This window comes from Thalassobaculum sp. (assembly GCF_040219215.1).
In the GTDB taxonomy this organism is placed as follows: Bacteria; Pseudomonadota; Alphaproteobacteria; order Thalassobaculales; family Thalassobaculaceae; genus Thalassobaculum_A.
In genome coordinates this window covers 705,818-731,798 of record NZ_JAVJSX010000008.1, presented here as the reverse complement: position 1 = coordinate 731,798, position 25,981 = coordinate 705,818, and the positions used below count along the sequence as shown (strand labels likewise).

Here is a 25,981-nt window from a genome sequence, read left to right as displayed (position 1 = left end):
CGGGCACTTCCGCGTGACCGCCTTCGTCGACATCGAGGACGTCACCCTGACCTACCGGGGTGCGTCCGGCGACGTGACGGCGCTGCGCGGGACGACTCTGGCGGTCGGCCGCGGCGAGTTCACCGCCGTGGTCGGCCCGTCGGGCTGCGGCAAGTCCACGCTGATGAAGCTGGTGACGGGGCTGGTCCGGCCGACCGAAGGCCGGGTGTCGCTGGACGGTGCCGTCGTCGACGGCCCGGTGAAGATCGCCGGCATGGCGTTCCAGAATCCCAATCTGCTGCCGTGGCGCACGGTGACCGACAATGTGCTGCTGCCGCTGGAGATCGTCGAGCCGCACCGCCGCCGGTTCCGGGCCGAGAAGAAGCAGTACAAGGAACGCGCCGAGGCGCTGCTGGCGACCGTCGGTCTCGCCGGCTTCGGCGAGCGCTTTCCGTGGGAGCTGTCCGGCGGCATGCAGCAGCGCGCCTCGCTGTGCCGGGCGCTGATCCACGAGCCGGAACTGCTGATGCTGGACGAGCCGTTCGCGGCGCTGGACGCGTTCACCCGCGAGGAGCTGTGGTGCGTGCTGCGCGATCTGTGGGAGCGCATCGGCTTCACCGTCGTCCTGGTCACCCATGACCTGCGCGAGGCGGCGTTCCTGGCCGACACCATCCACGTGATGAGCGCCCGGCCCGGCCGCATCGTCACCACCCGGCAGGTCGAGCTGCCGCGCCCCCGCGACCTGGAAGTGTGCTTCGAGCCGGCGTTCGTCGACCTGATCCACGAGCTGCGCGGCCGGATCGCCGAGATGCGCGCGGCATGAGCGGCCAGATGGAGCGCCTGGTGCCGCTGTGGTTCACCATCGGCCTGTTCGCCGTGTGGGAGGCGACCTGCCGGCTGCTGGACGTCGACCCGTTCATCCTGCCGGCCCCGTCGGAGGTATTCGCGGCCCTGGTCCAGTACTGGCGCCCGGTGCTGCGGCATTCGCTGGTCACGCTGTGGACGACCATGGTCGGCTTCGGGCTGGCGGTCGCGTTCGGGATCGTGCTGGGCCTGATCGTCGGCTGGTCGCGCACCATCTACCGCGGCATCTACCCGGTGATGATCGGCTTCAACACCATCCCGAAGGTCGCGGTGGTGCCGATCCTGGTGATCTGGTTCGGCATCGGCGAGGTGCCGGCGATCCTGACGGCGTTCCTGATCTCGTTCTTCCCGATCGTGGTCAACGTCGCCACCGGGCTCGCCACCATGGAGCCCGAACTGGAAGACGTGCTCCGCGCGCTGGGTGCGCGTAAGCTGGACATCATGCTGAAGGTCGGCATCCCGCGGGCCCTGCCCTACCTGTTCGGATCGCTGAAGGTGGCGATCACCCTGGCGTTCGTCGGCTCGGTGGTGTCCGAGACCATCGCCGCCAACGCCGGCATCGGGTTCCTGATGGCCCAGGCCGGATCGAATTTCCAGATGCCGCTGGTGTTCGCCGGGCTGATGGCCCTGGCGGTCGAGGGCATCGCCATGTACGCGCTGTTCGCCCTAGTCGAGCGCCGGATGACCCGCTGGGCGTTCCGCTCGTCGACCAGCGCCGCCGCGTGAGGGCGCGATGGCACCGGTCCGTTTCAGCCTGAACGGACGCGCGGTCGCCGAGGACCGGGTTCCGCCGACCACCACGCTGCTCGACTACCTGCGCGGTACCCGGCGCCTGACCGGCACCAAGGAAGGCTGCGCCGAGGGCGACTGCGGGGCCTGCACCGTGGCGGTCGCCCGCGCCGACGGCGGCTGGCAGGCGGTCAACGCCTGCCTGATGCTGCTGCCGCAGGTCGACGGCACGGCGGTCGTCACCGTCGAGGGCCTGGCCGCCACCGACGGCGCTCTGCACCCGGTGCAGCAGGCTCTGGTCGAGGCCGACGCCACCCAGTGCGGGTTCTGCACCCCCGGCTTCGCCATGGCGATGTTCGCGTTCCAGCACGGCGGCGAGCCGCCCGAAGACGACCGCATCCACGAGGCGCTGGCCGGGAACCTGTGCCGCTGCACCGGCTACCGGCCCATCGTCGACGCCTGCCGCCGGCTCGCCGGGACTGCCCCAATGCCGGTTCCGACCGCCGGGATCGCGGCGGCATCCGACGCGTTCGGCGACGACGGACACCGCTTCTTCGCACCCTCGACCCTTTCCGGCCTGACCGCGCTGGTCGAGCGGTACCCGGACGCCTGGCTGCTGGGCGGCGGCACCGATCTCGGCCTCACCGTCACCAAGCAGCGGCAGCGGCCGACCGTGGTGATCTCGACCGCCCGGGTGCCTGAGTTGAAGCGCATCAGCGTGACTGACGACGCCGTCGAGTTCGGCGGGGCCGTCACCTACACCGAGGCGCTGCCGCACCTCGACGCGAGCTTCCCGTCGTTCGCCGCCCTGGTCCGGCGCATCGGGTCGCGGCAGATCCGCAACCTGGGCACCCTGGCCGGCAACCTCGCCAACGCCTCGCCGATCGGCGACACCCCGCCCTGCCTGATGGCGCTGGACGCCGAAATCGTGCTGGGCTCCGCCACCGGCCAGCGCCGTATCCCGGCCGACCGGTTCATCACCGGCTACCGCAGGACCGCCCTGCAGCCGGGCGAGGTGATCGAGGCGATCCGCATTCCGACCCTGCGCGCCGGCGAGCGGTTCGTCGCCTACAAGCTGTCGAAGCGGTTCGACCAGGACATCTCCGCCGTGGTCGCGGCGTTCCGGGTGACCACGCAGGACGGCGCGCTGACCGGCCTGCGGGCGTTCTACGGCGGCATGGCGGCGACCACCGCCCGCGCCGTCGCCGTCGAAGCCGCCCTGACCGGCCGACCCTGGAGTGCAGGATCGCTGGCCGGGATAGACGCCGCCATCGCCCAGGACTTCACGCCGCTGGACGACCAGCGCGCCACCGCCGGCTACCGTCTGGCGGCGGCGGCCAACCTGCTGCGCCGGCTGGCGGCGGAAACCTCGCACGATCCGGCGCCGGTCCGGCTGGAGGCCCTATGAACGCGCCCCCGCCGACACCGACCGGCACCGCCCGGCGCGGCGCCCACGCCGCGGTCCGGCACGACAGCGCGGTCGGCCACGTCACCGGCCGCGCGGTCTACCTGGACGACATGCCGCTGCCGCCGAACGCCCTGGAGGCGGCGCTGGTGCTGAGCACGCACCCGCACGCCCGGCTGCGCGGCATCGACCTGTCCGCCGCGCTCGCCGTGCCGGGCGTGGTCGCCGCGATCACCGCCGGCGACATCCCCGGCCGCAACGACATCGGGCCGATCCTGCGCAACGAGCCGGCGCTGGCCGACGGCCTTGCCGAATACGCCGGGCACCCGGTCGCCGCGGTCGCGGCCGAGACCCTGGAAGCGGCGCGCGAGGGTGCGGCGCGGGTGGTGGTCGACTACGAGCCGCTGCCGACCGTGCTGACCGTCGAGGAGGCGCTGGAGCACAAGCTGTACGTCGCCCCGCCCCAGGTCATGACGCGCGGCGACCCGGATGCTGCGCTGGCGGCGGCACCGATCCGGCTGTCCGGCGAGGTACGCTGCGGCGGCCAGGACCATTTCTACCTGGAGGGCCAGATCGCCATCGCCATCCCCGGCGAGGACCGCGACATGCAGGTCTACTCCTCGACCCAGCACCCGACCGAGGTGCAGCACGGGGTCGCCCACCTGCTGGGCCTGCCGTTCAACCAGGTGACGGTCGAGGTCCGGCGCATGGGCGGGGCGTTCGGCGGCAAGGAGAGCCAGGCCACCATCATCGCCGGCATCGCGGCGGTGCTGGCCGCCAAATCGGGTCGCCCGGTCAAGCTGCGGCTGGCCCGCGACGACGACATGCTGGCGACCGGCAAGCGCCACCCGTTCCTGATCCGCTACGACGCCGGGATCGACGCCAAGGGCCGCATCCTCGCCCTCGACATGACGCTCGCCGCAGACGCCGGCAACATCGCCGACCTGACCCCGCCGGTAGTGACCCGCGCGCTGTGCCATGTCGACAACTGCTACTGGCTGCCGCACGTCCGGGTCACCGGCCTCGCCTGCAAGACCCACAAGGTTTCGAACACCGCGTTCCGCGGCTTCGGCGGCCCCCAGGGAATGCTGGCGATCGAGGCGCTGGTCGACGATGTGGCCCGCCACCTGCGCCTGCCGGCCGACACCGTGCGCGCCCGCAACTTCTACGGGATCGAGCGCGACAACGTCACGCCCTACGGCATGGCGGTCGAGGACAACATCATCGCGCGGGTGACCGGCGAGCTGGCCCGCGCCGTCGACCTGCCCGGCTGGCGCGCCGCGGTCGACGCCTTCAACGCCACCAGCCCGGTGGTCAGGAAGGGCCTTGCCACCGTGCCGGTGAAGTTCGGCATCTCGTTCAACCTGCCGACCCTGAACCAGGCCGGCGCGCTGGTGCACGTCTACACCGACGGCAGCGTGCACCTGAACCACGGCGGCACCGAGATGGGCCAGGGCCTGTTCGTCAAGGTCGCCCAGGTGGTCGCGGAAGCCTTCAGCATCGACGTCTCGATGATCCGGATCTCGGCGACCAGCACCGGCAAGGTACCGAACACCTCGGCCACCGCCGCGTCGTCCGGCTCCGACCTGAACGGCATGGCCGCCCTGAACGCGGCCGAGACCATCAGGGGCCGCATGGCCGAGGTGATGGCCGAGCGCTTCGCGGTCCCGGTCGGCGAGATCGTCTTCGACGACGGCCGGGTGTTCGCCCGCAACGAGAGCCTGGCGTTCGGCGAGCTGGCGCAGCTGTGCTGGAGCCGGCGGGTCTCGTTGTCGTCGACCGGGTTCTACCGCACCCCGAAGATCCACTGGGACGCCGCCACCTGCACCGGCCGGCCGTTCTTCTACTTTACCTACGGGGCGGCGGCGGCCGAGGTGGCGATCGACACGCTGACCGGCGAGCTGCGGGTGCTGCGCGCAGAGCTGCTGCAGGATTGCGGCGCGTCGCTGAACCCGGCGATCGACCTCGGCCAGATCGAGGGCGCGTTCGTCCAGGGCATAGGCTGGCTGACCTCGGAGGAGCTGTGGTGGGACCCGTCCGGCGCCCTGCGGACCCACGGCCCCTCGACCTACAAGATCCCCGGCAGCCGCGACGTGCCCCCGGTGTTCAACGCCCGCCTGCTGGCCGACGCCCCGAATCGCGAGGCCACGGTGTTCCGCTCCAAGGCGGTCGGCGAACCGCCGCTGATGCTGGCCCTGTCGGTCTGGCTGGCGATCCGCGACGCGGTGGCCAGCGTCGGGCCGGTCGGCGCGAAGGTGGACCTGGACGCACCGGCCACGCCGACCCGGGTGCTGGCGGCGGTGGAGAGGGTGCGGGGAAGATGAGCTGAGGCAGGCAGATGCTGGGGTACCGTCTGTGCCCGCTCGCGACCCGAAGCGGTCTCCCGCGTCGCAGAAAGTTTCCGTCCGAAACCCAATCGACTTCGGTATCGGTACAGCCACTCCCCAAACTTGCCAGCAGTAAACGACTTGGGTCTCGACGACGCGATGCAGGAAGGCTCCGCATGGTGGAGTTTATGAGAGGCGGTATGATCCGGCCGCCTCGGACCCGATGTGGACGAGATATCTCAAGAACCTGCGTGCTCTGATGGCTGAGTATGACTATCGCGGCCACGCCGGGTGGTGATCGTCGATCACGAAGGCATGGGCATGCCGGACGGGTCTATGGCTGTGCGAGCCGTCTGACTGCCACTCGACGCGGCCTCTGGCATGATGCTCGTCGTCGGGCTCGCCGTGCCGATGCGTGACGCCATCATGCTCGTGCTCGATAACCTCCGGGTCCTCGGGCGGCCAGACCCTCCATGCGACGACGCACCCCAGCACAACACCCCCGGCCAGAACGACAAAGGTGTTCGGAAGCCCGATCAGAGGGCCAAGCCATCCAGCCGTCGGATAGGCGAGCAGCCAGCATGCGTGTGACAGGGCGAACTGAGCGGCGAACAGGGCAGGTCGATCCTCCGCGTGCGACGACCGACGCAGCAGCAGTCCGGAGGGCGTCATGATCAGGGAACCGCCGATTCCTACAATCGCCCAGAGCCCCATCGCTGCCGCGTAGCCGGGTGCCAGGACGCCAAGCGGCAAGGCGATGGCGAGCAGCCCTCCACCGGACAGCATCACGGTTCGGGGGTGCCGCTGGTCCAACAGGCGTGGCAGGACGAGTGCAACCAGCATCGACCCAACCCCATAGGACGCGAACAGGAAGGCCACGTCCTGGTCACCACCTCCAAGCACCTCACGGACATAGACGACCGTGTTCACGATCACCATCGATCCCGCCGCCGATACCGCGAAGCTCAACGCCAGCAACCCTCGGAGCCGTGGCGTCCGCAGGTAGATGAACGCTCCCCGCGTCAGCCTTTCGCGGAACGGTCGGACAACGCTTTCGGGACGGATCGCCGGGAGCACCACCGAGATGACCAGAGCTGCCGACGCCAGGAAGGCGATACCGTTGCCGACGAACAGCCAGTGGAAACTGAAGATTGTGAGCAGCAGACCTGCCAGCATCGGACTGATAAGCGATTCGAGATCATAGGCGAGCCGGGAAAGGGAAAGAGCGTTGGTGTAATCCTTCTCGTCGGTAAGAACGTCTGGAATGGTCGCCTGGAAGGTCGGGGTGAAGGCGGCCGAGCAGGCCTGGAACAGGAACACCAGAAGGTAGACCTGCCAGATCGCCGAGACGAACGGCAACACCAGCACCATTCCCGCCCGGCAGAGATCGAGGCCGACCAGGAACTGCCGTCGCGGCACTTTCCCCGCCAGGGCTGCGGCGACGGGTGCGAGACCGACATAGGCGACCATTTTAATCGCCAGGGCCGTGCCGAGCACCTGGCCCGCCCGCTCTCCGGCCAGGTCGTAGGCGAGCAGTCCGAGGGCGACGGTCGTCAGTCCGGTCCCGATCAGCGACAGGACCTGGGCCAGAAAGAGATGCCGATAGGTTCGATTGCCCAGGACGCTCAACATTCCGCCCACCGCTCAAAGGAATTTGGTGATCGTCTTGAAGTCGGACAGAGCCTCGGGGTCCCGGTCGCCGGGCTGGGCCGCAACGTCGAGGCAATGGTCGATGTGATCCCGGATCAGGGTCCGTTTCGCCTGGGTGATCGCCTTCTCCACGGCATGGAGTTGCTGGGCGATCTCGGTACAGCTCCGGCCGCCCTCGATCATCGAGACGACGCTGAGGAGATGTCCGTTCGCCCGCCTCAGACGCTTGACGATATCGCCGTGGGTTGCATGTCGATGAGGTTCTGTCATACCTAATCGGTATCCTCCCTGGGAGGATATGGCAAGCTGTCGGGTGAGCGGCGAGCAGTGATGGCGGCAAGGGACCGTGATTTGGTCGGAAACCGAACATATCGGCGTTTGACGAGAGTTCTCGTGTTGCTGCTGGCCTTGGCCGTCGCGGCCTCCGCATCGCATCAAGTCTCGGCCCACATGGCGGGACACGGTGACGGGCTGATCTCCAAGGTCGGGGACGAGGTTGCCTATTCGACAGCCCACGACGCGGACGACGACCACGGGCATGGTCACGATCTCGACGCAGGCACGAGCGACGCGACCTGCCTCGATCACGATTCCGTCGACCACGATCATCCGGTCGGCATCCTCTCTCTCGACCTTCAACGCGCGACCGGCGGGCCGGACAGTTGCATCCTCGGGCCACCGCTTGCCTGCCTCCCTGCCTATGAACCGAGTGGAGACCGTCCGCCGTCAGAGGTGAGTGCCGCCTGACCGGTCGCGTGACCGGGTCACCCTCCCAGCGACATCACAGCGGATCGAAACATGAGATCGACTTCGTCGGTCGGTGCCACCCTGAATAGGTGGAAGCCGGCCCGAGCACCGGCAGTGCTCTTGGGGTTTGCCGCAATATTCCTGGCCAGTGCGTCCACGGCGTTTGCCCATAACGTCACCGAGGGCGACAAGGGCTACATCCTGGAAATCACCGGAATTCACATCGTCCCGTTTCTCTATCTCGGGGCCAAGCACATGGTCACCGGATACGACCATCTGCTGTTCCTGTTCGGAGTCGTGTTCTTCCTCTACCGGATGCAGCACGTCGCCCTCTATGTGAGCCTGTTCGCCCTCGGGCACTCCATGACGATGCTGCTGGGCGTCTACCTGAACTGGAACGTCAACGCCTACGTCATCGACGCCATCATCGGCCTGTCGGTGGTCTACAAGGCATTGGACAATCTTGGGGCCTATCAGCGGTGGTTCGGATTTCAACCCGACACCAAGGCCGCGACCTTGATCTTCGGCCTGTTCCACGGCCTCGGTCTCGCCACCAAGGTTCTCGAGTACGACGTGGCTCCCGACGGGCTTCTGGTGAACCTCATCGCCTTCAACGTCGGCGTCGAAATCGGCCAGATCATCGCTCTCGCCATGATCCTGATCGCCATGGGGTACTGGCGGAAGACCGAGAGCTTCTGGAAGCACGCCTACACCGCGAACGTCGTCATGATGTCGCTCGGCTTCATGCTGATCGGCTACCAGCTTACCGGCTACTTCGTCGCCTGACGGAACGGCTTCGGCACGAAAGGAATCCAGACATGTACAACGCCAACAAGCCCAACCCCGACGACCTGCCCAGCTCGGCCCAACTGATCCGTTCGACCATCATCGCGGTCTTGGCGGCCATCGTCATCCTGATCACCATCATCCTGCCCGCCGAGTACGGCATTGACCCCACCCGGATTGGTCGGCTGATCGGATTGGCCGAGATGGGTGAGATCAAGACCCAGTTGGCCGAGGAAGCCGAGGAAGACCGGCTGCGGGGCCTCCAGAACCAGACCCCGGCGAACGCGGAGGACAAGAGTTCAAGCTGGTTCGATCGGCTGCCGAGCCTGTTCATCTCGACGGCCCACGCCCATGGCTCCGGCGGCCATGGACCGGGCACCGGGGTGAACGATGAGGTCGTCTTCACCCTGGAACCAGGTCAAGGCATTGAGATCAAGCTGGTGATGCTGGAAGGTGCGGTCGCTGACTTCATCTGGTTTGCCGAGGGCGGAAAGGTCAATTTCGACCTGCACGGAGACGGTAGTGGCCAGAAGATCAGCTACGAGAAAGGGCGATCCGTCGAAGGCCAGAAAGGCACGCTTACGGCTGCCTTCACCGGCAACCACGGATGGTTCTGGCGAAACCGCAACTCTCAGCCCGTGACCATTACCCTCGTCGTCAGCGGGGAGTTTAGCGAGATCAAGCGGTTCGATTGAGCGTTTCATCAATTCTGATAGCCGCATCGCAATGGCTGTCGGGCGGCTGGATCAGAGCGAAGATACCTGCATGGGAAGGCCGGGTGACCGGCCTTTCTCATCCAATCAATAGGTGGCGGCGTGAACTGGGTCTGCGTGCCTCGGTCCGTATTCCCGCGAAGCAGCACAACCGCGTCACCCCACCGTCATGAGCACGTCGACGGCGACGACGTCGCCGGATCCGGCGCGGATCATCACCGGGTTCAGGTCGCAGCCGGTGATCCGGTCGCCCAGGTCGCGGGCCATCAGCGACAGGTTCGCGACCAGCTCGGCGAGCGGCCGCGTGTCGGTCCGGGCGATCAGGTTCCGGTAGCCGTCCAGGCGCGTGCCGAGCCGGGTCGAGGCGATGAGATCCTGGGCGTCCGCCACCGTCAGCGGCGCCAGTCCCATGGCCAGATCGCCGGTCAGCTCCACCAGCGTCCCGCCGGTGCCGACCATGACCTTGACGCCGAACGGCGGCGAGGCGACGAAACCGATCACCGCCTCCAGGTCGCCGCGGATCTCGCGCTGCAGCTCGTAGCCGTCGATCACGGCCTTGGGTGCGGCCGCCGCGACGCTTTTGGCGATCCGGGCGATCGCCGCCGTGAGCCCGTCCGCGTCGGTCACGCCCAGCACGACGCCGCCGAGTTCCGAGCGGTGGGCGATGTCCTTGGACGCGACCTTGACGGCCAGAGGGAACCCGACCTCGGCGACCCGCTGCACCGCCTCCGCGGCGTTCCGCACGACCAGGGACGGTGGTGTGGGAATGCCGTAGGCGGCCAGGATCTGCAGGCAGGTGTCCGGCGCCAGCTGGGACCGGCCGCCTGTCAGCCCGTCCCGGATCAGGTCGAGGGCGCGGGTCCTTCGCGCGACCGTCCCGGGGGTCTGCGACGACTCGGTACGTGCGGACGGCCGGGGCCGGGCGATCGTCCGGAGCCCGACCAGGCCCTCGCGCAGGCCGCTGACAACCGGAATGCCGTGGCTCTCGAATTTCGCGCGGATGCCGGGGTGGATCTCCTCCGACGTCGGCGAGATCGCGACGATCGGCTTCGAGGCGGCCTGCGCGCTGCGGCAATAAGCGTCGATCGGCGTGGTGTAGGATTCCAGCGACTTCGGGTGCAGGCCGGCCTGACAGTCCTGGATCACGGCCAGCATGTCGATGCCGTCGTCGTCGAGCACGGCCTTGATCGAGCCGGCGATGTCGCGGGCGGCCTCGTCGACCACCGAGCCGAAGTCGATCGGGTTCTGGGCCAGGGTGCCGGGCGACACCCGGCCGACCTGGGCGACCACGGCGTCGCTGAAGCGCGCGAGTTCGATGCCGGCCGCCGCGGCGACGTCGCAGGCGAGCGCGGTCTGCCCGCCCGAGATGCCGACGATCGCCAGCCGGCCCGTGCCGTGCCGCTGGCCGTGGCGCGACAGGATCTCCAGGGACGCGTTCAACTCGTCGTAATCGTCCACGGTGGCGATGCCGTTGGCCTCGAAGTAGAGCCGGTAGGTGTCGGCGTCGTTGGTCATGGAGCCGGTGTGGGCGAGGGTCGCGGCCGACCCGACCTCGGAGTTGCCGACCTTCAGGATGACCAGGGACTTGCCGTTGTCGCGGATCCGGCGCGCGGCCCGGGCGAAGGCGTCCGGGTCCTTGATCGCCTCCAGCACCACGCCGATCGCGGCGGTATCGTCGTCGGTCGCCAGCCAGCCCATGTAATCGGCGGCGGTCAGCTGGAACTCGCTGCCGACTGTGATGATCTTGGAGATGCCGAACTCGGCCGAATTCATCAGGGTGATCGCCGCCGAGCCGGACTGCGCGACGAACGCGACCCGGCCCGCCCTGATCTTGCTCGACGTCGTCGCCGGATAGAGGAACAGCGCGTCGTTGAGGTTGATCAGGCCCATGCAGTTCGGGCCCTGGATGTTCATCGCACTCGCGGCGGCCAGGGCGCGGAACGCCTCGCCGTCCGCCTGCGAGAAGCCCGACGCGAAGAAGATCGCCGACTTCACGCCGCGCGCTTCCAGCGCCCGCGCCGTTTCGGCGGCGGCACCGGCGGGCACCGAGGCGACTGCGAGATCGACCCCGTCCGGCAGGTCCTCGATGGCCGCGACGGTCGCCAGGCCCTGGATCGTCCCGGCGCTGCGGTGGACCGGGATGATCCGGCTTGCGCAGTCCCGGCTCAGCAGGTTGTCGATTACGGCGTTGCCCTGGGCTCTTTTGGTGGCGGACGCGCCGATGACGGCGATCGTCGCCGGCCTGATGAGAGACGAAACATCCCTGGTCATCGTGACCCCTTGCTGTGCGGCTGTGGCAGTCGGGTGGACGTGGCAGTCGGGCGGGCGTGGATCGCCGGGTTCAGTCGCCTTCGAAAAACCGCTTGGCGTTGTGGTAGAACCACTTCTCCAAGACCTTCTCCTTCAGCGGAAGCTGGCTGTACTCCTCGATCAGCTCCTCGAACGGGCACCCGAACAGGTAGCGCGACATCCCGATCATGATCTTGTCCTGGAGGCGGGTGTTGCCGAACTGCATGAACATCTCCCAGCCGGCCCCCGGCTTGGCGAAATAGCGCGGCCGGTGGGCCGAGGTGTCGCAGTACAGGTTCGGGTGCCGGGCCAGCAGGCCGACCATGTCGGCGACCCACGGCCAGCCGCCCAGCCCGGCGACGATCTTCAACTCGGGAAAGTCGATGGCGACCTGGTCGAGGTGGCGCGGATGGCCGAGATCGTAGGGCCGGTCGTTGGCGTAGTTCATGGTGCTGTAGATCTTGACCGGCACGTTCAGCTCGACGCACTTGGCGTACAGCGGATAGTAGCGCCGGTCGCTGGCCGGCAGGCCGTTGCTGAGCGCGGTCACGCGAAAGCCGTTGGCGCCGTCCTCGCGCACCAGCCGTTCGAGCTCCCTCACCCCGCGCATGCCGTCCATCGGATCGATCAGGGCGAACATCCTGAAGCGGCCGGGATGCTTGCGGTGGATGTCGCCGATCTCGCTGTTCAGCATGTTGCACAGGAAGCCGTACTCGATGTTGGCCCGGTCCATGTCCGCGACGATCGCCTCGAACTGACGGTCGAGCGCATCCGGCGCGAAGCCCTTCGTCGCCGATCCGGTCGAGCCGCCGCCGAAAACGGTGCCGTAGTTGGCGAACCCGTATCCATCGGGCCGGGCCAACGACTCGCCCATCGGGGTGCCGGGCCGGCCCTTGCCGATCTCCTGGACGCGCAGGGCGGCCTCGGACAGCGGGGCTTCGATTTCCATGTCGATGATCGGGCGCATCGTGTTTCCCTTCTGGACGTTCTCGAAGGGGCTGTCCGCGATGACCCGCTCTCGGGGGTCATCCGGGACAGCCTCGTGGATTCTTGATTATTCAGGCCGGGTTATCGGAGCGCTGAACGGGGCGGGTCGGCCGATGTTCTCACATTGCCGGTGGCCTGAGAACATCAGTCAGCGGGTGCCGCAATCAGCGTGGCGTCGCCGCAACAAACCCCATCCCCAACGCCGCGCATCTGTGGAATCCTTCCGCTCCCGCCCGACCCGCGTCCCATCCGGGCCGCTCCCCAGCCCAGGGAATCCGCCATGCTGAACACCGATCCGATCCTGCCGCACATCGACAGCCACCGCGCCGACCTGATCGTGCTGTCCGACCGCGTGTGGGGCATGCCCGAGACACTGTACGCCGAGTACCGGTCCTGCGCCGAGCACACCGCCACCCTGCGCGCCAAGGGCTTCCGCGTGACCGAGGAGCTGTGCGGCATCCCGACCGCGGTGCTGGGCGAGGCCGGCGAAGGCGGGCCGGTGATCGCCATCCTGGGCGAGTACGACGCACTGCCGGGGCTCAGCCAGGAGGCCAACATCGCCGAGCCGAGGCCGCTGGTCGCCGGAGGTGCCGGCCACGGCTGCGGCCACAACATGCTGGGCTCGGCCGCCCTGCTGGCGGCCTGCGCGCTGAAGGACTGGCTGGAGGCCACCGGCACGCCCGGGCGGGTGCGCTACTACGGCTGCCCGGCCGAGGAGGGCGGGGCCGCCAAGGCCTTCATGGTGCGCGACGGCGCGTTCGCCGACGTCGACGCCGCGATCACCTGGCACCCGAACGCCATGACCAAGGTGTTCGACGCCCACAGCCTCGCCAACACCCGCATCGACTTCACCTTCACCGGCCGGACCAGCCACGCCGCGGTATCGCCGCACCTGGGGCGCAGCGCGCTGGATGCGGTCGAGTTGATGAACGTCGGGGTCAACTACATGCGCGAGCACATGCCGAGCTCGGCGCGCATCCACTACGCCTATCTCGACGCCGGCGGCACCGCACCGAACGTCGTGCAGGGCACAGCCAAGGTCCGCTACACCGTCCGCGCAACCGACCTGCCGGGCATGCTGGCGCTGATCGAGCGAGTCAGGAAGGTCGCCCAGGGGGCGGCACTGATGACCGAGACGGCGGTGGGCATCAAGGTGATATCGGCGGTGTCGAACCTGCTGGGCAACACCCCGCTCGAAGAGGCGATGCAGGCGGCGATGGACGGGCTGGGCGGGGTCGCGTTCGACGACGACGACCGGGCCTACGCGGCCCGCATCCAGGCCACCCTGACGGCCGAGGACATCACCGCCGCCTACCGCCGCGCCGGGATCGAGCCACGCCAGGGCGAGCCGCTGTGCGACTACGTGGTCCCGCGCACGGTGATCGGCGACAGGATGATGGGGTCGACCGACGTGGCCGACGTGTCGTGGGCGGTGCCGACCGTGCAGGCCCTGGTCGCCACCCACGCCATCGGCACCCCCGGCCACACCTGGCAGATCACCGCCCAGGGCAAGGCGCCGGCCGCCCACAAGGGCATGACCTACGCCGGGCAGGTGATGGGCGCGACGGCGCGCATGCTGTTCTCGGACGAGCGGCTGCTGGAGCGCGCCAAGACGGACCACCGCGAGCGGCTGGCCCGGCAGCCCTATGTCTGCCCGATCCCCGACGACGTGCAGCCGCCCCTGCAGCCACGCCCGGCGGAGTAGAGGCGGGCCTCAGCGGGTGGTGGCTTCGTGGTAGCGCCGGTGCAAATCCTGAAGCTCCTCGGCGAACTCCGGCACCGGGCCTTCCACGGCGAGGCCGGGCACCACCTCCCGGATCGGCAGCGCCCGCACCGGCGAGGCCGGGGCGCCAAGCTCCGCGCGCCATCCCGCCAACTGGCCGGACGAGCCGGCGTAGACGATGCGGCCGAGGCCGACGAAGCCGTGGGCGGCGGCGCACATCGGGCAATGCTCGCCGGATGTGTAGACCGTCGCGCCGGGTCGATCCTCGGGCTTCATGTTCTCGGCCGCCCAGCGGGCCAGCGCGAATTCCGGGTGCCGGGTGCGGTCGCCGCCGCCGGTGCGGTTGCGGTCCTCGGCCAGAACGGTCCCGTCGGCTGCCACCAGCACCGAGCCGAACGGCGCGTCGCCGGCTTCCAGGGACTCGCGCGCCAGTTCCAGGGCGCGCCGCAGATGCTTGCGATCCGTGTCGTCCACCATCCCGTCCTCCTGTCTCCGCCCCGCGGCTCCCGGTCCCCCTATGACCCGGCCTCGTCCGGCAGCCTGGCCTCGACCCCGGAGGCCCGCTCGTAAGGCTTGATGACCGCCGTGCAGCCTTCGCCACCATGCCCGAGGTCGGAGGCGTTCGCGTAGGTCCGGTGAACCGCCTCGGCCATGCCGCTCGGCAGCCCTGCCGCCTCCAGCCACTGGGCGTAGTACTTGACGTCCTTCTCGGCGTTGGACAGCGACATGTACGGCGCGAAATCCCGTCGCAGCGTCTTCTCGCCGTACAGGTCCATCATCCCGGACTTGCCACCGGCCGCCGAGATGATGTCGATCACCTTGGTCATGTCGAGGCCCTCGCGGGCGGCCAGCGCGAAGCCCTCGCAGAACGCGGCGACGTTGGCGAAGGCGATGAAGTTGTGGATCAGCTTCAGGCGGGTCGCGTGGCCCGACGGCCCGACGTGAAAGACGTTCTCGGCGTAGCAGGCGAACACCGGGCGCAACTCGTCGAGCAGCTCCGCTGTCCCGCCGAACAGCACGTTCACCCGGCCCTGCTCGGCGTGGATCGGCGTGCGGGTGATCGGCGCTTCGGCATAGCGCAGGTCGAGTTCCGCGCAGCGCGCGTTCATCCGCTCGACATGCTCCGGGCTGACCGTGGTGTGGTCCAGGACGATGGCACCGGCCGGCAGCAGCCCGGCCACGCCCCCGTCTTTCCCGCCACCATCGCCGAACAGGATCGCCTCGACCGCCTCGGCGGTGGTGACGCACAGCGCCAGGATCGAGGCACCCTCGGCAGCCAGTCGAACCGAGGCGACCGGCTCGGCCCCGAACCCGGCCATCGGCTGCGATCTCTCCGACGCGAGGTCGAAGCAGCGCACCGCCTGGCCCTTGAGCGCCAAGTTCTTCACCAGGCCGGCCCCCATGCCGCCAAGGCCGATAAATCCAATCGACATGATTGCGTTCCAGACGCTGAAAGTTGTGACGGCAGTCCGAAGCACCAGTCAGGTCATCAGACAACACAGGAGCAGCCGGATCAACGCCTTGCAGCGTTAACGCGGCGCGAGCCCGCCGCGACGGTCAGTCGCCGGCCAGCGCGATGCAGGCGAAGCCGACCTTGGCGTCGGTCGGCACGCCGAATCGGGCGGTGTGGCGGGCCGGCAGGCCACCGGGGAAATGCTTCACGTACTCGTGGTTGCAGGCGGCGTAGTCGGCGGGGTCGGTGATCAGCATCGTCACCTGCACGACCCGATCCAGGCTGCTGCCCGCGTCGGCCAGGATCTCAGCCACCATCGCCAGCGCTTCGCGAACCTGTTCGGCGGCGGTCTCGCCGCGGTGGATGCCGTTCGCCGGGTCGTGGGGCGCCGAATGGCCGGAGACGAAGACGAGATTGCCGGCCCGGGCGGCGCGGCTGAACGGCCGAGACGCGCCGGGCGCCGGCTGGTCGATGAAGTCGATCATGGATGCCCCCGTTGACAGGTTCCGGAGCAGGGAGTGCCCCGGCGTGACGCCGGCCAGTACTAGAGCACCGCGTCAGACGAACGTGAACCAGTCCGATTGCAACTGGCCGGCGTTGACCCCCATCAGGGTCAAGGTGTTGCCGCCACCGAGCGCGATCTCGACGTTGCCGTCGGCGTTGTTGGTCGACGCCGCCTGCAGTTCGGCGAAGGTGTCGATCGAGCCGCCGTTGATGTTGGACGCGACCTGCACCCGGTCGCCGGCCGCGCCGTCGAAGTCGGACACCGTGTCCGCCCCGTTGCCGGCGCTTATCGCGATCACATCGCTGCCGGTTCCGGTGGAGAACAGGTCGTTGCCGAGACCGCCCTGGAATGTGTCGTTGCCCAGGCCACCGATCAGCGTGTCATTGCCCGCACCGCCGTACAGCAGATCGTTGCCGGCGCCGCCATACAGCGTGTCACTGCCGAGATTGCCGTACACCACGTCGTTGCCCAGGTTGCCGTAGACCACGTCGGCGTCCTGGTTGCCGTACACCGCGTCGTCGCCGGTACCGCCCCATACCGTGTCGGCGCCGGTGCCGCCGTTGACGGTGTCGTTCCCAGCATCGCCGAACAGCGCGTCGTTGCCGCTGGCGGAACCGATGGTGTCGTTGCCGTCGCCGCCGTACAGGGTGTCGTCGCCCTCGCCCAGCGAGATGAACTGCGCGCTGTCGTCGCCGACCGCGTAGTTGTTGCCCGACCCGCCGATCACCCGGGCCGAACCGATGATCGAGGCGAACTCGATGTTGTCGATCTGAAGAACCTTGCCGGAGATCGAACGCATGTCGATCACGAAGGCTTCCGACTGGCTCGACCCGGTGCTACCGGCGATCACGATCGGGTCGTCGGTTGTGATGCCGGTCGACTGGGTCGGCACGATGGTGCGGATGTCCAGCGTGGAGGTCGTGCCGAGTCTGGTCAGGAAGGTCTGGGCGTTGGAGACCAGACCGGTTGTACCGGTCGATCCGCGAGCCTGGATCGCCGAGACCAGGGTGGTGACCGCTTCAGTACCGGTCTGTGCCGTCGCCGGGCCCTCCGAGGTGATGCTGACCGAACCCGGCAGAGTGGCCGTCACCACATTGTTGTTGTTGCCGGTGTTCTGCACGATCGGTGCGCTTCCGGGCGTGCTGCCGCTGTTGGTGATGGTGCGGGCGCCGCCGGTGGTGTCGGTCGATGTCGAGTCGGTCACCACCACCGGCGTGCCGCCGCCGCTTTCCACCACGGGCGCAACCAGCGTGATGGTCGTGTTGCCGCCGCTGAACGATGCCGCGAACGTGCCGCTGGCCGACGTGATGCCGGTCAGGGTGATGCCGTTGCTGCCGGTGGCGAGCGTGCTGCTGGCGGTCGTGCCGTTCAGCGACGACAGGTCGACGCCGGTTACCACGATGCTGTCGCCCGTGGCGAAATCAGAAATTGTATCGCCGTTGTGGTCCGACGCACTGCCGGTAAACGTATCGTTGCCGGAACCGCCGACCAGGACGTCGAAGTCCGCCCCACCCGACATAAGGTCATTGCCCGTGCCGCCCGACAGGGTGTCGGTCCCGGCGCCGCCGGATAGCGCGTCGTTGCCGGTACCGCCGAAGAGCCGGTCGTTGCCCGCCTCACCGCGCAGCGTATCGTTCCCCGAATTGCCGGAAACCGTATCCGCGCCGGCGCCACCGACCAGGGAGTCGGCGCCGCTGCCGCCAGTCAATGAGAAGACGCCGTCGGTCTCGGCGGCGCCGTTCCAGGTGACGCTGGAACTGTTGGTCGAGGCGTTGACGGTCAGGGTCTCACCGGCAGCGACGTTGCCGTCGTTGGTGGTGATGTCCTGGACGCCCGCGGTGATGTTCACGATCTCGATGTTGGTGATCGTGGTCGCCGTCAGGGTCAGCGTTCCCTGCGCCCCGTATACGTTCAACGTGTCGGTTCCGCCGGCCCCGTTGAGCGTGTCGTTGGCGTTGAACTCCCCGGCGTTGGCGTCGAAGTTGTCGTCGTTGACTGTCCCGGTGATGCCGTTGCCGAAGATGTCCATTGCGTATGACGCGAGCAGCCCTGGGAAGGCGGCCCGTGCCGATGACGCGAAGGCCGGGTCGACAGCGGCGCCGTTGCGCCCGCGCAGGGTCCAGGAACCGCCGAGCGTCGACGCGCCGACCGGGCTCACGGAAGCCGCGACATCCGCCCCAAGGGCGGCTTCGAGATATTCCAGGAATCCGCGCCCGCGCGGTCCGGCCGCCACCGAACAGCCGTACAGAAGCACCTCGGCATCTTCGGTCAGCGCGCTGGCAATGCCAGCCAGGGCAACGCGTCGCATCGCCAGCGCCGGCAGGTCGATCCGATCGCCGGCTAGCAGCAGCGCGCCCGGTTCGCCATGGCTGAGGACGTGAAGGGAGGTAATCCCGCTCCGGCCGGCCAGATGGGATGCGATCTGTTCCAGCCCGCGCCGGTCGGGTGCGAGATGCAGGACATCCATCCCCGCCCGCCTGCCACTCACCAGCAGGGATGCGTCGCCGACTGCGGAATCAACGACCAGCAGTTCGTTACCGGAATCTGGATGGGCGCTACCCGCCTGAAGCGGTGGATTGGCTGTCATCTCGGCGTGTCCTTTTCTGGCACCCATGAACCGCAGAGTGCAGTGGATAACCCACGGCACCCGCCCAGAGCCGGCACTTTGGCCGGTCGTGATTCTCAAACGACGATTATTAAATTCTCCCCACGGTAGAAACGATATGCGCTTCATCTGCAGTTTTCAACAATAAATCTAAAATTTTATATACCTATTCGTAGGCAACAATTCACCCGGTGTTCCGGAGATACAACCGCAGTGCCTCATGGAACTCGGCGGGATATCCGGTGCTCTTGGAATCCTGACCGGATTGAATGGTCTGCGGCCAACAGCAACGGACGCCGATCACCGGACCCCGGTGGGCGTCGCTGCCAGAGGTTGATCGGGAGTTGACGAGTGGTCAGCCTCCCGGACGTGTTCAGACGAAGGTGAACCAGTCCGATTGCAACTGGCCGGTGTTGACCCCCATCAGAATCAACGCACTGCCGCCGCCGAGTGCGATCTCGACATTCCCGTCGGCGTTGTCGATCGCCGCCGCCTGCAACTCCGCGAATGTGTCGATCGAGCCGTCGTTGATGTTGGATTGCAGCTGGATCAGGTCGCCGGATGCACCGTCGAAGTCGGTGACCGTATCAACACCGCTGTCGGCCTGCACGGTGATGACGTCGCTGCCGACGCCGGTCGAAATCAGGTCGTTGCCAATGCCGCCCTGGAATATGTCGTTGCCCAAGCCGCCGATCAGCGTGTCGTTTCCGCCACCACCGTACAGCAGGTCGTCGCCCTGTCCGCTGTAGAGGGTGTCGTCCGCAAGATTGCCGTACAGCACGTCGTCTGAGAGGTTCCCGTACACCACGTCTGCGTCCTGGCCGCCGAACACCACGTCGTTGCCCTTGCCGCCGAACAGCGTGTCGCTGCCTTGGTTGCCGTAGGCCACGTCGTTGTCGACATTGCCATACACCACGTCGGCGTCGGTGCCGCCCCACACCGTGTCGGCGCCGCTGCCGCCGTACAGGGTGTCATCACCCTCGCCCAGGTCGATGAACTGCGAATTGTCGTCGCCGACCGCGTAGTTGTTGCCCGCCCCGCCGGTGACCCGGGCATTTCCGATGATCGAGAAGAACTCGATGTTGTTGACCTGCAGCTCCTTGCCGGACACCGAGCGCATGTCGATCACGAACGCCTCGGACTGGCTCGAGCCGCTGCTGCCGGAGATCACGATTGGATCGTCTGTGGTGATGCCGACCGACTGTGTCGGAAGGATCGTGCGGATATCCAGCATCGAGGACGTGCCCAGCCTGGTCAGAAACGTCTGGGCATTGCCGGTCAGCCCGGCTTCGCCGGTCGATCCCCGCGCCTCGATGGCAGAGATCAGGGTCGTAACCGCATCATCGCCGGATTGCGCGGCCGCCGGGCCATCGGAAGTGATGCTGACCGACCCGGGCAGCGTGGCGGTGACCACATTGCCGTTGTTGCCGGTGTTCTGCACGATCGGAGCGCTGCCCGGAGTCGCGCCGCTGTTGCTGATGACCCGCGCTCCGCCCGTCGTGTTGGACGGCGTCGTGTCGTTGACCACCAGTGTGCCGCCTCCGCCACCGCCACCGCCGTTGTCGACCACTGGCGCCACCAGCGTGATCGTGGTGTTGCCACCGGCAAAGACCGCCGAGTACGTCCCGCTCACCGAGGTGATGCCGTTCAAGGTAACGCCGTTACTGCCGGTGGCGAGCGTCCCGCCGGCCGCGGTGCCGTTCAGCGACGACAGGTCGGCGCCGGTGACGACGATGCTGTCGCCCACCGCGAAGTCGGAAATTGTATCGTTGTTGTGATCGGACGCGCTGCCGGTGAAGGTGTCGTTGCCGGAGCCGCCCATCAGGGTGTCGAAACCGGAACCGCCATACAGCAGGTCGTCACCGCCACCGCCGGACATCACGTCGTCACTGGCACCACCGGACAGGACATCGTTACCCAGGCCGCCGGACAGCGTGTCGTTCTGCGCTTGGCCCCTGAGCGTGTCGGCGCCGTCGCCGCCGAACAGAATGTCCTCGCCGCTGGCCCCGCTGATCACGTCATCGTCGGCTTCGCCATAGAGCGAGTCGGCGCCGTCGCCACCAGTAAGGGTGTCGGCACCGTTTCCGCCGTACAGCAGGTCGTCGGCCTTCCCACCCCAGATCCAGTCATTGCCCTCTGCGCCATACAGGCGGTCGGCTCCGCTGCTGCCAATCACCGTGTCGTTGCCAACACCGCCGTACAAGGTGTCGTCGCCGTCACCGCCTGACATGCCGTCATTGCCGTCCTCACCGAACAGCAAGTCATTGCCGGTCTCGCCGTACAGGAAGTCGTTGCCAACACCGCCGTACAGCGTGTCGACGCCGCCGCCGCCATACAGCGTGTCGTTCCCGGCATCGCCATACAGCAGATCGTTGCCGTCAAGAGCGGAGACGGTGTCGTTGCCGTCGAGCGCCGAGATCGTGTCGTCGCCCGCCGTACCCGACAGGACTTCCGCACCAGCGGTACCGGTCGTGTTCGCCAGCAATCCCGGAAAGGCGGCCCGCGCTTCGTCGGCAAACACCAGTTCAACCGCCGCTCCGTCGCGGCTGCGCATGGTCCATCCGCCGCCAAGGGCCGCAGCCCCGACCGGGCTCACCGACGCAGCGACATCGACACCGAGGGATGCCTCCAGATACTCCAGGAAACCACGACCGAGCCTCCCGGCCGCCACCGAACAGCCGTACAGCACGACCGACGCGTCGGCGGCCAGCGTCTCGGCCAGATCGGACAGGACTCCATGGCGCATCGCCAGGGCCGGCAGATCGATGCGGTCGCCGGCCAGCAGAAGGGCCCCTGGCTCGCCGTGGCTGAGGATGTGCAGCGCGGTGACCCCGCGCCGGCCGGCGAGGTGCGCGGCAATCTGCTCCAGCCCACGGCCGCCTGGAACGAGATGAAGGACCTCGATGCCGGGCCGCAGACCATCGACCAGCAGGGCCGAATCGCTTACCGCGGCGTCGATGACCAGCAGTTCGCTGCTCTGGGTCGAGTTGATCATCCGGTTAGCTTCGAACGAGGTCATGCTGCAGGTCCTCCTGCTTTGGCAAAGATCAGGATCTCGGGCTGCCGGATCGCTCCGGATGCCCGTCGGAATGCTGAATGCGGGCGTCTTACAAATCGTCGGTGGGCGTCAGGAGCGCTCCTTGCGAGCCTCCGTACGATGGATCGGCGGGGTTCAGTCTCGACAATTACATCATATTTAAATCTTAAATAACGCTGTTTTTCCTAAAAATCCGTTAAGCGTTATGAGGCGATTAACGCCTGCAAGCGTGGGTCGAATATGATCCCCAGATGTGAACAACAGCTTGGCATTTCTGGCTAACGACGGAGACGGCTGCGTCGCCGCACGCCGATCTGGTCAGCGAGGTGGTCGGTGCCGGAAACCCCAGAAATCCAACCAGGCCGCACCAGCTGCGCAGCGCGCACCTTGCCGACCGCATGGTTAATGCTCGCCAGGGAATCACCTGACTGCGCTACGCATTCAGCGGCGGCGTAAACCAGCAGGACGCGAACTCATTGCCGAGTTGGCCTGGCGAAGGTCCCGCCCCCCGCTTCCAAGCAGTTCATCGCCACAGCGGGATGATATTCGCCAAAAGCCTGTGGCGGAACGTCGTCGAACCGCTCAAACCAACTCCAGACTTGCCTGACAACCCACGAGCGGGTATCTCTTGCGCTTAATGTTGCACTGCAGCATTAAAGTGACAGCCCGGCTTGGTCCCGTATCGCTCTCCGGCGGCGACTGGCTCGCGCGCCATCGATATCACGCCGCGGATATCAGGATCTCCTGAACATCCGTTCGATTGCGTCCTGCCTCCGGCAGGGCAGGCAAGGAGCTTACTGAATGACATTCTCGGTGTTGCGGTTGCGCGACGAATGGCTCGGCAACATCCGCGGTGACGTGCTGGCCGGACTGGTGGTCGCCCTGGCGCTGATCCCAGAGGCCATCGCGTTCTCGATCATCGCCGGCGTCGATCCCAAGGTCGGGCTGTACGCCTCGTTCTCGATCGCCGTGATCACCGCGATCGCCGGCGGCCGACCCGGCATGATCTCGGCCGCCACCGCCGCAACCGCCGTGCTGATGGTCACCCTGGTCCGCGACTTCGGCCTGCAGTACCTCCTGGTCGCCTCGGTGCTGGCCGGAGTGTTGCAGATCGGCGCCGGAGTGTTCCGGCTCGGCTACGTCATGCGGTTCGTTTCCCGCTCAGTGATGACCGGGTTCGTCAATGCCCTGGCAATCCTGATCTTCATGGCGCAGCTGCCAGAACTGATCGACGTACCGTACCTCACCTACATCATGGTGGCCGCCGGACTGGGCATCATCTACCTGCTGCCGCGCCTGACCAAGGTGGTGCCGTCGCCGCTGGTCTGCATCGTCGTACTGACCGCCCTCACCATCGGTCTCGATCTCGACCTGCGCACCGTCGGCGACATGGGCGAGTTGCCGTCGACCCTGCCGGTGTTCCTGTTGCCGGATGTGCCGCTGACCCTCGAGACGCTGCTGATCGTGCTGCCGTACTCGGCGGCGATCGCTGCGGTGGGCTTGCTGGAATCGCTGATGACCGCCTCGGTAGTCGACGAGTTGACCGACACCAAGAGCGACAAGAACCGCGAATGCGTCGGCCAGGGCATTGCCAATGTCGCAACCGGTTTCATCGGTGGCATGGCGGGCTGCGCGATGATCGGCCAGTCGGTGATCAACGTGAAATCCGGTGGTCGCGGCCGGCTGTCGACGTTCTGCGCCGGAATTTTCCTGCTGTTCCTCATCGTCGTTCTCGGTGAGTGGGTGAAGCTGATCCCGATGGCCGCCCTTGTCGCGATCATGATCATGGTGTCGATCGGCACGTTCAGCTGGGCGTCGATCCGCAATCTGAAGCACCATCCGCGCAGTTCGTCGATCGTGATGCTGGCCACCGTGGTCGGCGTGGTCGCCACCCACAACCTAGCGATTGGCGTGCTGGTTGGCGTGCTGCTGTCCGGCATCTTCTTCTCGTGGAAGATCGCACAGATCTTCCGGGTCACATCGACCGTCTCCGATGACGGCGCCGCCCGGACCTACGTGGTCGAAGGCCAGGTGTTCTTCGCCTCGGCCGACGATTTCGCGGACGCCTTCGACTTCCGGGAGGCCCTTGAGAAAGTCACCATTGACGTGCGCCGTGCCCACATCTGGGACATCTCCAGTGTAGCCGCCCTGGACACCATCGTGCTGAAGTTCCGGCGTGAAGGGGCCGAAGTCGACATCATCGGCCTCAACGAGGCGAGCGAGACCATCGTCGACAAGCTCGCCATACACGATAAGCCCGGCGCCCTCGAGCGCCTCATGGGGCACTGAGGGAGAACGGATTTTGACCAAGCTTCTGGCTCTGATCGACGCGTCGATCTATGCGCAGAGCGTGTGCGACCACGCCGCCTGGGCCGCCGAGCGGACCGGGGCGTCGGTTGAGATCGTGCACGTTCTGGGCCGGCGCGATGTCTCCAGCGCACCCGGCGCCGACTACACCGGCAACCTGGCGGCCGACGCTCGCGATACCCTGCTGGCTGAACTCGCCTCCCTGGACGAGCAGAAGGCGAAGCTGGCGCAGAAGCGTGGCCGGCTGATCCTCGAGCAGGCAAAGCAGAACCTGGAAGGCAAGGTCCACGGCGTCACGACCAAGCTGCGTCACGGCGACCTGCTGGAGACCGTTGCCGAGTTCCAGGTGGATGCCGACCTGATCGTGATCGGCAAGCGCGGCGAGGCCGCCGACTTCGCCAAGCTGCATCTCGGCTCGAATCTCGAGCGCGTCGCGCGCTCCACCACCAAACCGGTGCTGGTCGCGTCACGGGCGTTCAGACCGATCCGCCGCGCCTTGATCGCCTTCGACGGCGGCGCCAGCGCGCTGAAGGCCATCGACGCTCTGGCGAGCGGCCCGCTGTTGACCGGCACCGAGTGCCTGCTGCTGACCGTCGGCGCCGAAACGACGGAAGCGCGGCGCCGGCTGGACGACGCTGTGGCGAAACTCACGGCTGCCGGCCACTCCGCTACCGGCGAGATCCGGCCGGGTCAGCCCGAAGACGTCATCGCCAAGGCGGTGGAGAGCGATGCCATCGACCTGCTGGTGATGGGCGCCTTCGGCCATTCCCGCATCCGGGCGCTGTTCATCGGCTCGACAACAGTCGAGACGGTGCGGTCCTGCAAGATTCCGGTCCTGCTGTTCCGCTGACCATCAGGATTGGTCCGGGGCGACCGCCAACCCGGGGAGGGTGGCGCAGGCCGCGGTCGCCCCGGTGACCGGACCCAGCCTTACGGCTGCGCGGCCCGGTAGGACTGTACGGTTCGGGCAACTTCCGGATTGGACTGCACGGCGAGAGCGATCTGGTTGTACCGGCCGACGGACAGGCCCTTCTGTTCGACGGCCTCGACCATTTCACCCATCGCCTGCTCGCGCATGTCCTGTTCTTCCGTCTTGCTGCCGGCACCGGAAATGCGTGGCTGCCACTTGCCGCTGATCGCCTCGACCGCCAGGGACGTCCTCGCAAACAGCTTCAGCTCCTCGTCTGAGAACTCGATCACCGGCGCTGGTCGTGACGATGACCGCGGCGAAGATGCCGTTTCGGCCGACGGGGCGGCCACCGGCATCGCCAGGGCCAGAGCGACAATGCCAACGGCACTCGTCATCGATCGGAACATAAAGGGCATCGAATGTCCTTCTTTCGACTTGGGCTCTGAGGCGGCCGGTCTGGCCCGCCGCCTGCCCTAAGGACGAGACATCCGGCCCCGGCATTCCCGAAAAATCGACATGGCGGACAAGTTTTCATGCACAGCGCGCCGCGGTGAAACCTGCCGGGCCGTCACGGGTTGATAGGGCGACGCCCCAGGCAACACGGAGTCAGGCACCAACCGATGGCTGAGCGACCTTTCCGAACAACCGTCACGCTTGCGCTGACGACAATGCTGCTTGTCGCCAGCCCGGGCGCGCAAGGCCAGTCCCTGTGCAGCAAGCCGGTGACGCCCGTTTGCGCAACCATCGTCCCCAGCACCGATCCCTCGGCCGCCACTGACACCGGCGTGGCACGCAGTCGCTGTCTGGAAGATGCCGAGACGTTCCGCGAGAAGTTGGTCGAGTACCAGCAATGCCTCAAGGGCTCGTTGGATCAGGCCACCAAGGCCGTGCGCGACGCCGACCGCTTCGTCGCTTGCCTGCAACGCAACGAAGCGGACTGCCGGCTGACCGGCCCCGAGTGATCC

Annotated in this window: 21 protein-coding genes; 11 read left to right on the top strand and 10 right to left on the bottom strand. The window is 67.2% G+C overall.

The window, feature by feature from the left end:
• Positions 1 to 13 precede the first annotated feature (13 nt).
• Genes RIC54_RS08875 through xdhB form a run of 4 tightly spaced genes read left to right on the top strand, consistent with a single transcriptional unit; the run spans position 14 to position 5,301 of the window.
• Positions 14 to 802 (top strand): ABC transporter ATP-binding protein, encoded by a 789-nt coding sequence (locus RIC54_RS08875; RefSeq protein ID WP_350087026.1) that lies wholly within the window; start codon positions 14 to 16, stop codon positions 800 to 802.
• Entirely contained in the window at positions 799 to 1,569 is a 771-nt protein-coding gene (locus RIC54_RS08870; protein ID WP_350087023.1) for an ABC transporter permease, read from the top strand. The genes RIC54_RS08875 and RIC54_RS08870 overlap by 4 nt, the downstream gene beginning before the upstream one ends.
• A gap of 7 nt (positions 1,570 to 1,576) precedes the next feature.
• Complete coding sequence (gene xdhA, locus RIC54_RS08865; protein ID WP_350087020.1) at positions 1,577 to 2,980, top strand: xanthine dehydrogenase small subunit; 1,404 nt, start codon at positions 1,577 to 1,579, stop codon at positions 2,978 to 2,980.
• Positions 2,977 to 5,301, top strand: coding sequence for a xanthine dehydrogenase molybdopterin binding subunit (xdhB, locus tag RIC54_RS08860; protein ID WP_350087017.1), 2,325 nt, complete (start codon positions 2,977 to 2,979; stop codon positions 5,299 to 5,301). Before xdhA ends, xdhB begins: the two co-directional genes overlap by 4 nt.
• Positions 5,302 to 5,577: 276 nt before the next feature.
• Here the strand turns inward: xdhB and RIC54_RS08855 are convergent, their stop codons facing one another.
• On the bottom strand, positions 5,578 to 6,936 hold the full coding sequence (locus tag RIC54_RS08855; protein WP_350087014.1) for an MFS transporter: 1,359 nt from the start codon (positions 6,934 to 6,936) through the stop codon (positions 5,578 to 5,580).
• A gap of 12 nt (positions 6,937 to 6,948) precedes the next feature.
• Positions 6,949 to 7,224 carry a metal-sensing transcriptional repressor gene (locus RIC54_RS08850; RefSeq protein ID WP_350087011.1) on the bottom strand — a complete coding sequence of 92 codons (276 nt, stop codon included), beginning with the start codon at positions 7,222 to 7,224 and terminating at the stop codon, positions 6,949 to 6,951.
• Positions 7,225 to 7,347: 123 nt separating this feature from the next.
• On the opposite strand from RIC54_RS08850, the gene RIC54_RS08845 reads away from it, so the two are divergent.
• Genes RIC54_RS08845 through RIC54_RS08835 form a run of 3 tightly spaced genes read left to right on the top strand, consistent with a single transcriptional unit; the run spans position 7,348 to position 9,182 of the window.
• Complete coding sequence (locus RIC54_RS08845) at positions 7,348 to 7,701, top strand: hypothetical protein (RefSeq protein ID WP_350087008.1); 354 nt, start codon at positions 7,348 to 7,350, stop codon at positions 7,699 to 7,701.
• Between the two features lie 51 nt (positions 7,702 to 7,752).
• Positions 7,753 to 8,487, top strand: coding sequence for a HupE/UreJ family protein (locus RIC54_RS08840; RefSeq protein WP_350087005.1), 735 nt, complete (start codon positions 7,753 to 7,755; stop codon positions 8,485 to 8,487).
• Between the two features lie 32 nt (positions 8,488 to 8,519).
• On the top strand, positions 8,520 to 9,182 hold the full coding sequence (locus tag RIC54_RS08835) for a transmembrane anchor protein (protein ID WP_350087002.1): 663 nt from the start codon (positions 8,520 to 8,522) through the stop codon (positions 9,180 to 9,182).
• Positions 9,183 to 9,356: 174 nt separating this feature from the next.
• Here the strand turns inward: RIC54_RS08835 and RIC54_RS08830 are convergent, their stop codons facing one another.
• Positions 9,357 to 11,471, bottom strand: a complete 2,115-nt coding sequence (locus tag RIC54_RS08830; RefSeq protein ID WP_350086999.1) for an acetate--CoA ligase family protein — start codon at positions 11,469 to 11,471, stop codon at positions 9,357 to 9,359.
• Between the two features lie 70 nt (positions 11,472 to 11,541).
• Complete coding sequence (locus RIC54_RS08825; RefSeq protein ID WP_350086996.1) at positions 11,542 to 12,456, bottom strand: amidohydrolase family protein; 915 nt, start codon at positions 12,454 to 12,456, stop codon at positions 11,542 to 11,544.
• Between the two features lie 300 nt (positions 12,457 to 12,756).
• Between RIC54_RS08825 and RIC54_RS08820 the strand changes: the two genes are divergently transcribed.
• Complete coding sequence (locus RIC54_RS08820; protein WP_350086993.1) at positions 12,757 to 14,181, top strand: amidohydrolase; 1,425 nt, start codon at positions 12,757 to 12,759, stop codon at positions 14,179 to 14,181.
• Positions 14,182 to 14,190: 9 nt separating this feature from the next.
• Here RIC54_RS08820 and RIC54_RS08815 read toward each other — a convergent pair whose 3' ends face one another.
• The 5 genes from RIC54_RS08815 to RIC54_RS08795 form a co-directional block, all read right to left on the bottom strand.
• Positions 14,191 to 14,676: a nucleoside deaminase gene (locus RIC54_RS08815; RefSeq protein WP_350086990.1), complete on the bottom strand. Its 486-nt coding sequence runs from the start codon at positions 14,674 to 14,676 to the stop codon at positions 14,191 to 14,193.
• Positions 14,677 to 14,714: 38 nt separating this feature from the next.
• Entirely contained in the window at positions 14,715 to 15,632 is a 918-nt protein-coding gene (locus RIC54_RS08810; RefSeq protein WP_350086987.1) for an NAD(P)-dependent oxidoreductase, read from the bottom strand.
• Between the two features lie 124 nt (positions 15,633 to 15,756).
• Positions 15,757 to 16,137 (bottom strand): RidA family protein, encoded by a 381-nt coding sequence (locus RIC54_RS08805; protein ID WP_350086984.1) that lies wholly within the window; start codon positions 16,135 to 16,137, stop codon positions 15,757 to 15,759.
• 72 nt (positions 16,138 to 16,209) lie between these two features.
• Positions 16,210 to 18,744 (bottom strand): DUF4347 domain-containing protein, encoded by a 2,535-nt coding sequence (locus tag RIC54_RS08800; RefSeq protein ID WP_350086981.1) that lies wholly within the window; start codon positions 18,742 to 18,744, stop codon positions 16,210 to 16,212.
• A gap of 391 nt (positions 18,745 to 19,135) precedes the next feature.
• Positions 19,136 to 21,781 (bottom strand): DUF4347 domain-containing protein, encoded by a 2,646-nt coding sequence (locus tag RIC54_RS08795; protein ID WP_350086978.1) that lies wholly within the window; start codon positions 21,779 to 21,781, stop codon positions 19,136 to 19,138.
• Between the two features lie 819 nt (positions 21,782 to 22,600).
• On the opposite strand from RIC54_RS08795, the gene RIC54_RS08790 reads away from it, so the two are divergent.
• A complete protein-coding gene (locus RIC54_RS08790) occupies positions 22,601 to 24,088 on the top strand; it encodes a SulP family inorganic anion transporter (RefSeq protein WP_350086975.1) in 1,488 nt (495 codons plus the stop codon).
• Between the two features lie 13 nt (positions 24,089 to 24,101).
• Positions 24,102 to 24,956: a universal stress protein gene (locus RIC54_RS08785; protein WP_350086972.1), complete on the top strand. Its 855-nt coding sequence runs from the start codon at positions 24,102 to 24,104 to the stop codon at positions 24,954 to 24,956.
• Between the two features lie 80 nt (positions 24,957 to 25,036).
• Here RIC54_RS08785 and RIC54_RS08780 read toward each other — a convergent pair whose 3' ends face one another.
• The gene (locus RIC54_RS08780; RefSeq protein WP_350086969.1) at positions 25,037 to 25,411 is read right to left on the bottom strand and encodes a DUF4168 domain-containing protein; all 375 of its coding nucleotides are present in this window, start codon (positions 25,409 to 25,411) and stop codon (positions 25,037 to 25,039) included.
• Between the two features lie 225 nt (positions 25,412 to 25,636).
• On the opposite strand from RIC54_RS08780, the gene RIC54_RS08775 reads away from it, so the two are divergent.
• Positions 25,637 to 25,978: a hypothetical protein gene (locus RIC54_RS08775; protein ID WP_350086966.1), complete on the top strand. Its 342-nt coding sequence runs from the start codon at positions 25,637 to 25,639 to the stop codon at positions 25,976 to 25,978.
• The last annotated feature ends 3 nt before the right edge of the window (positions 25,979 to 25,981 follow it).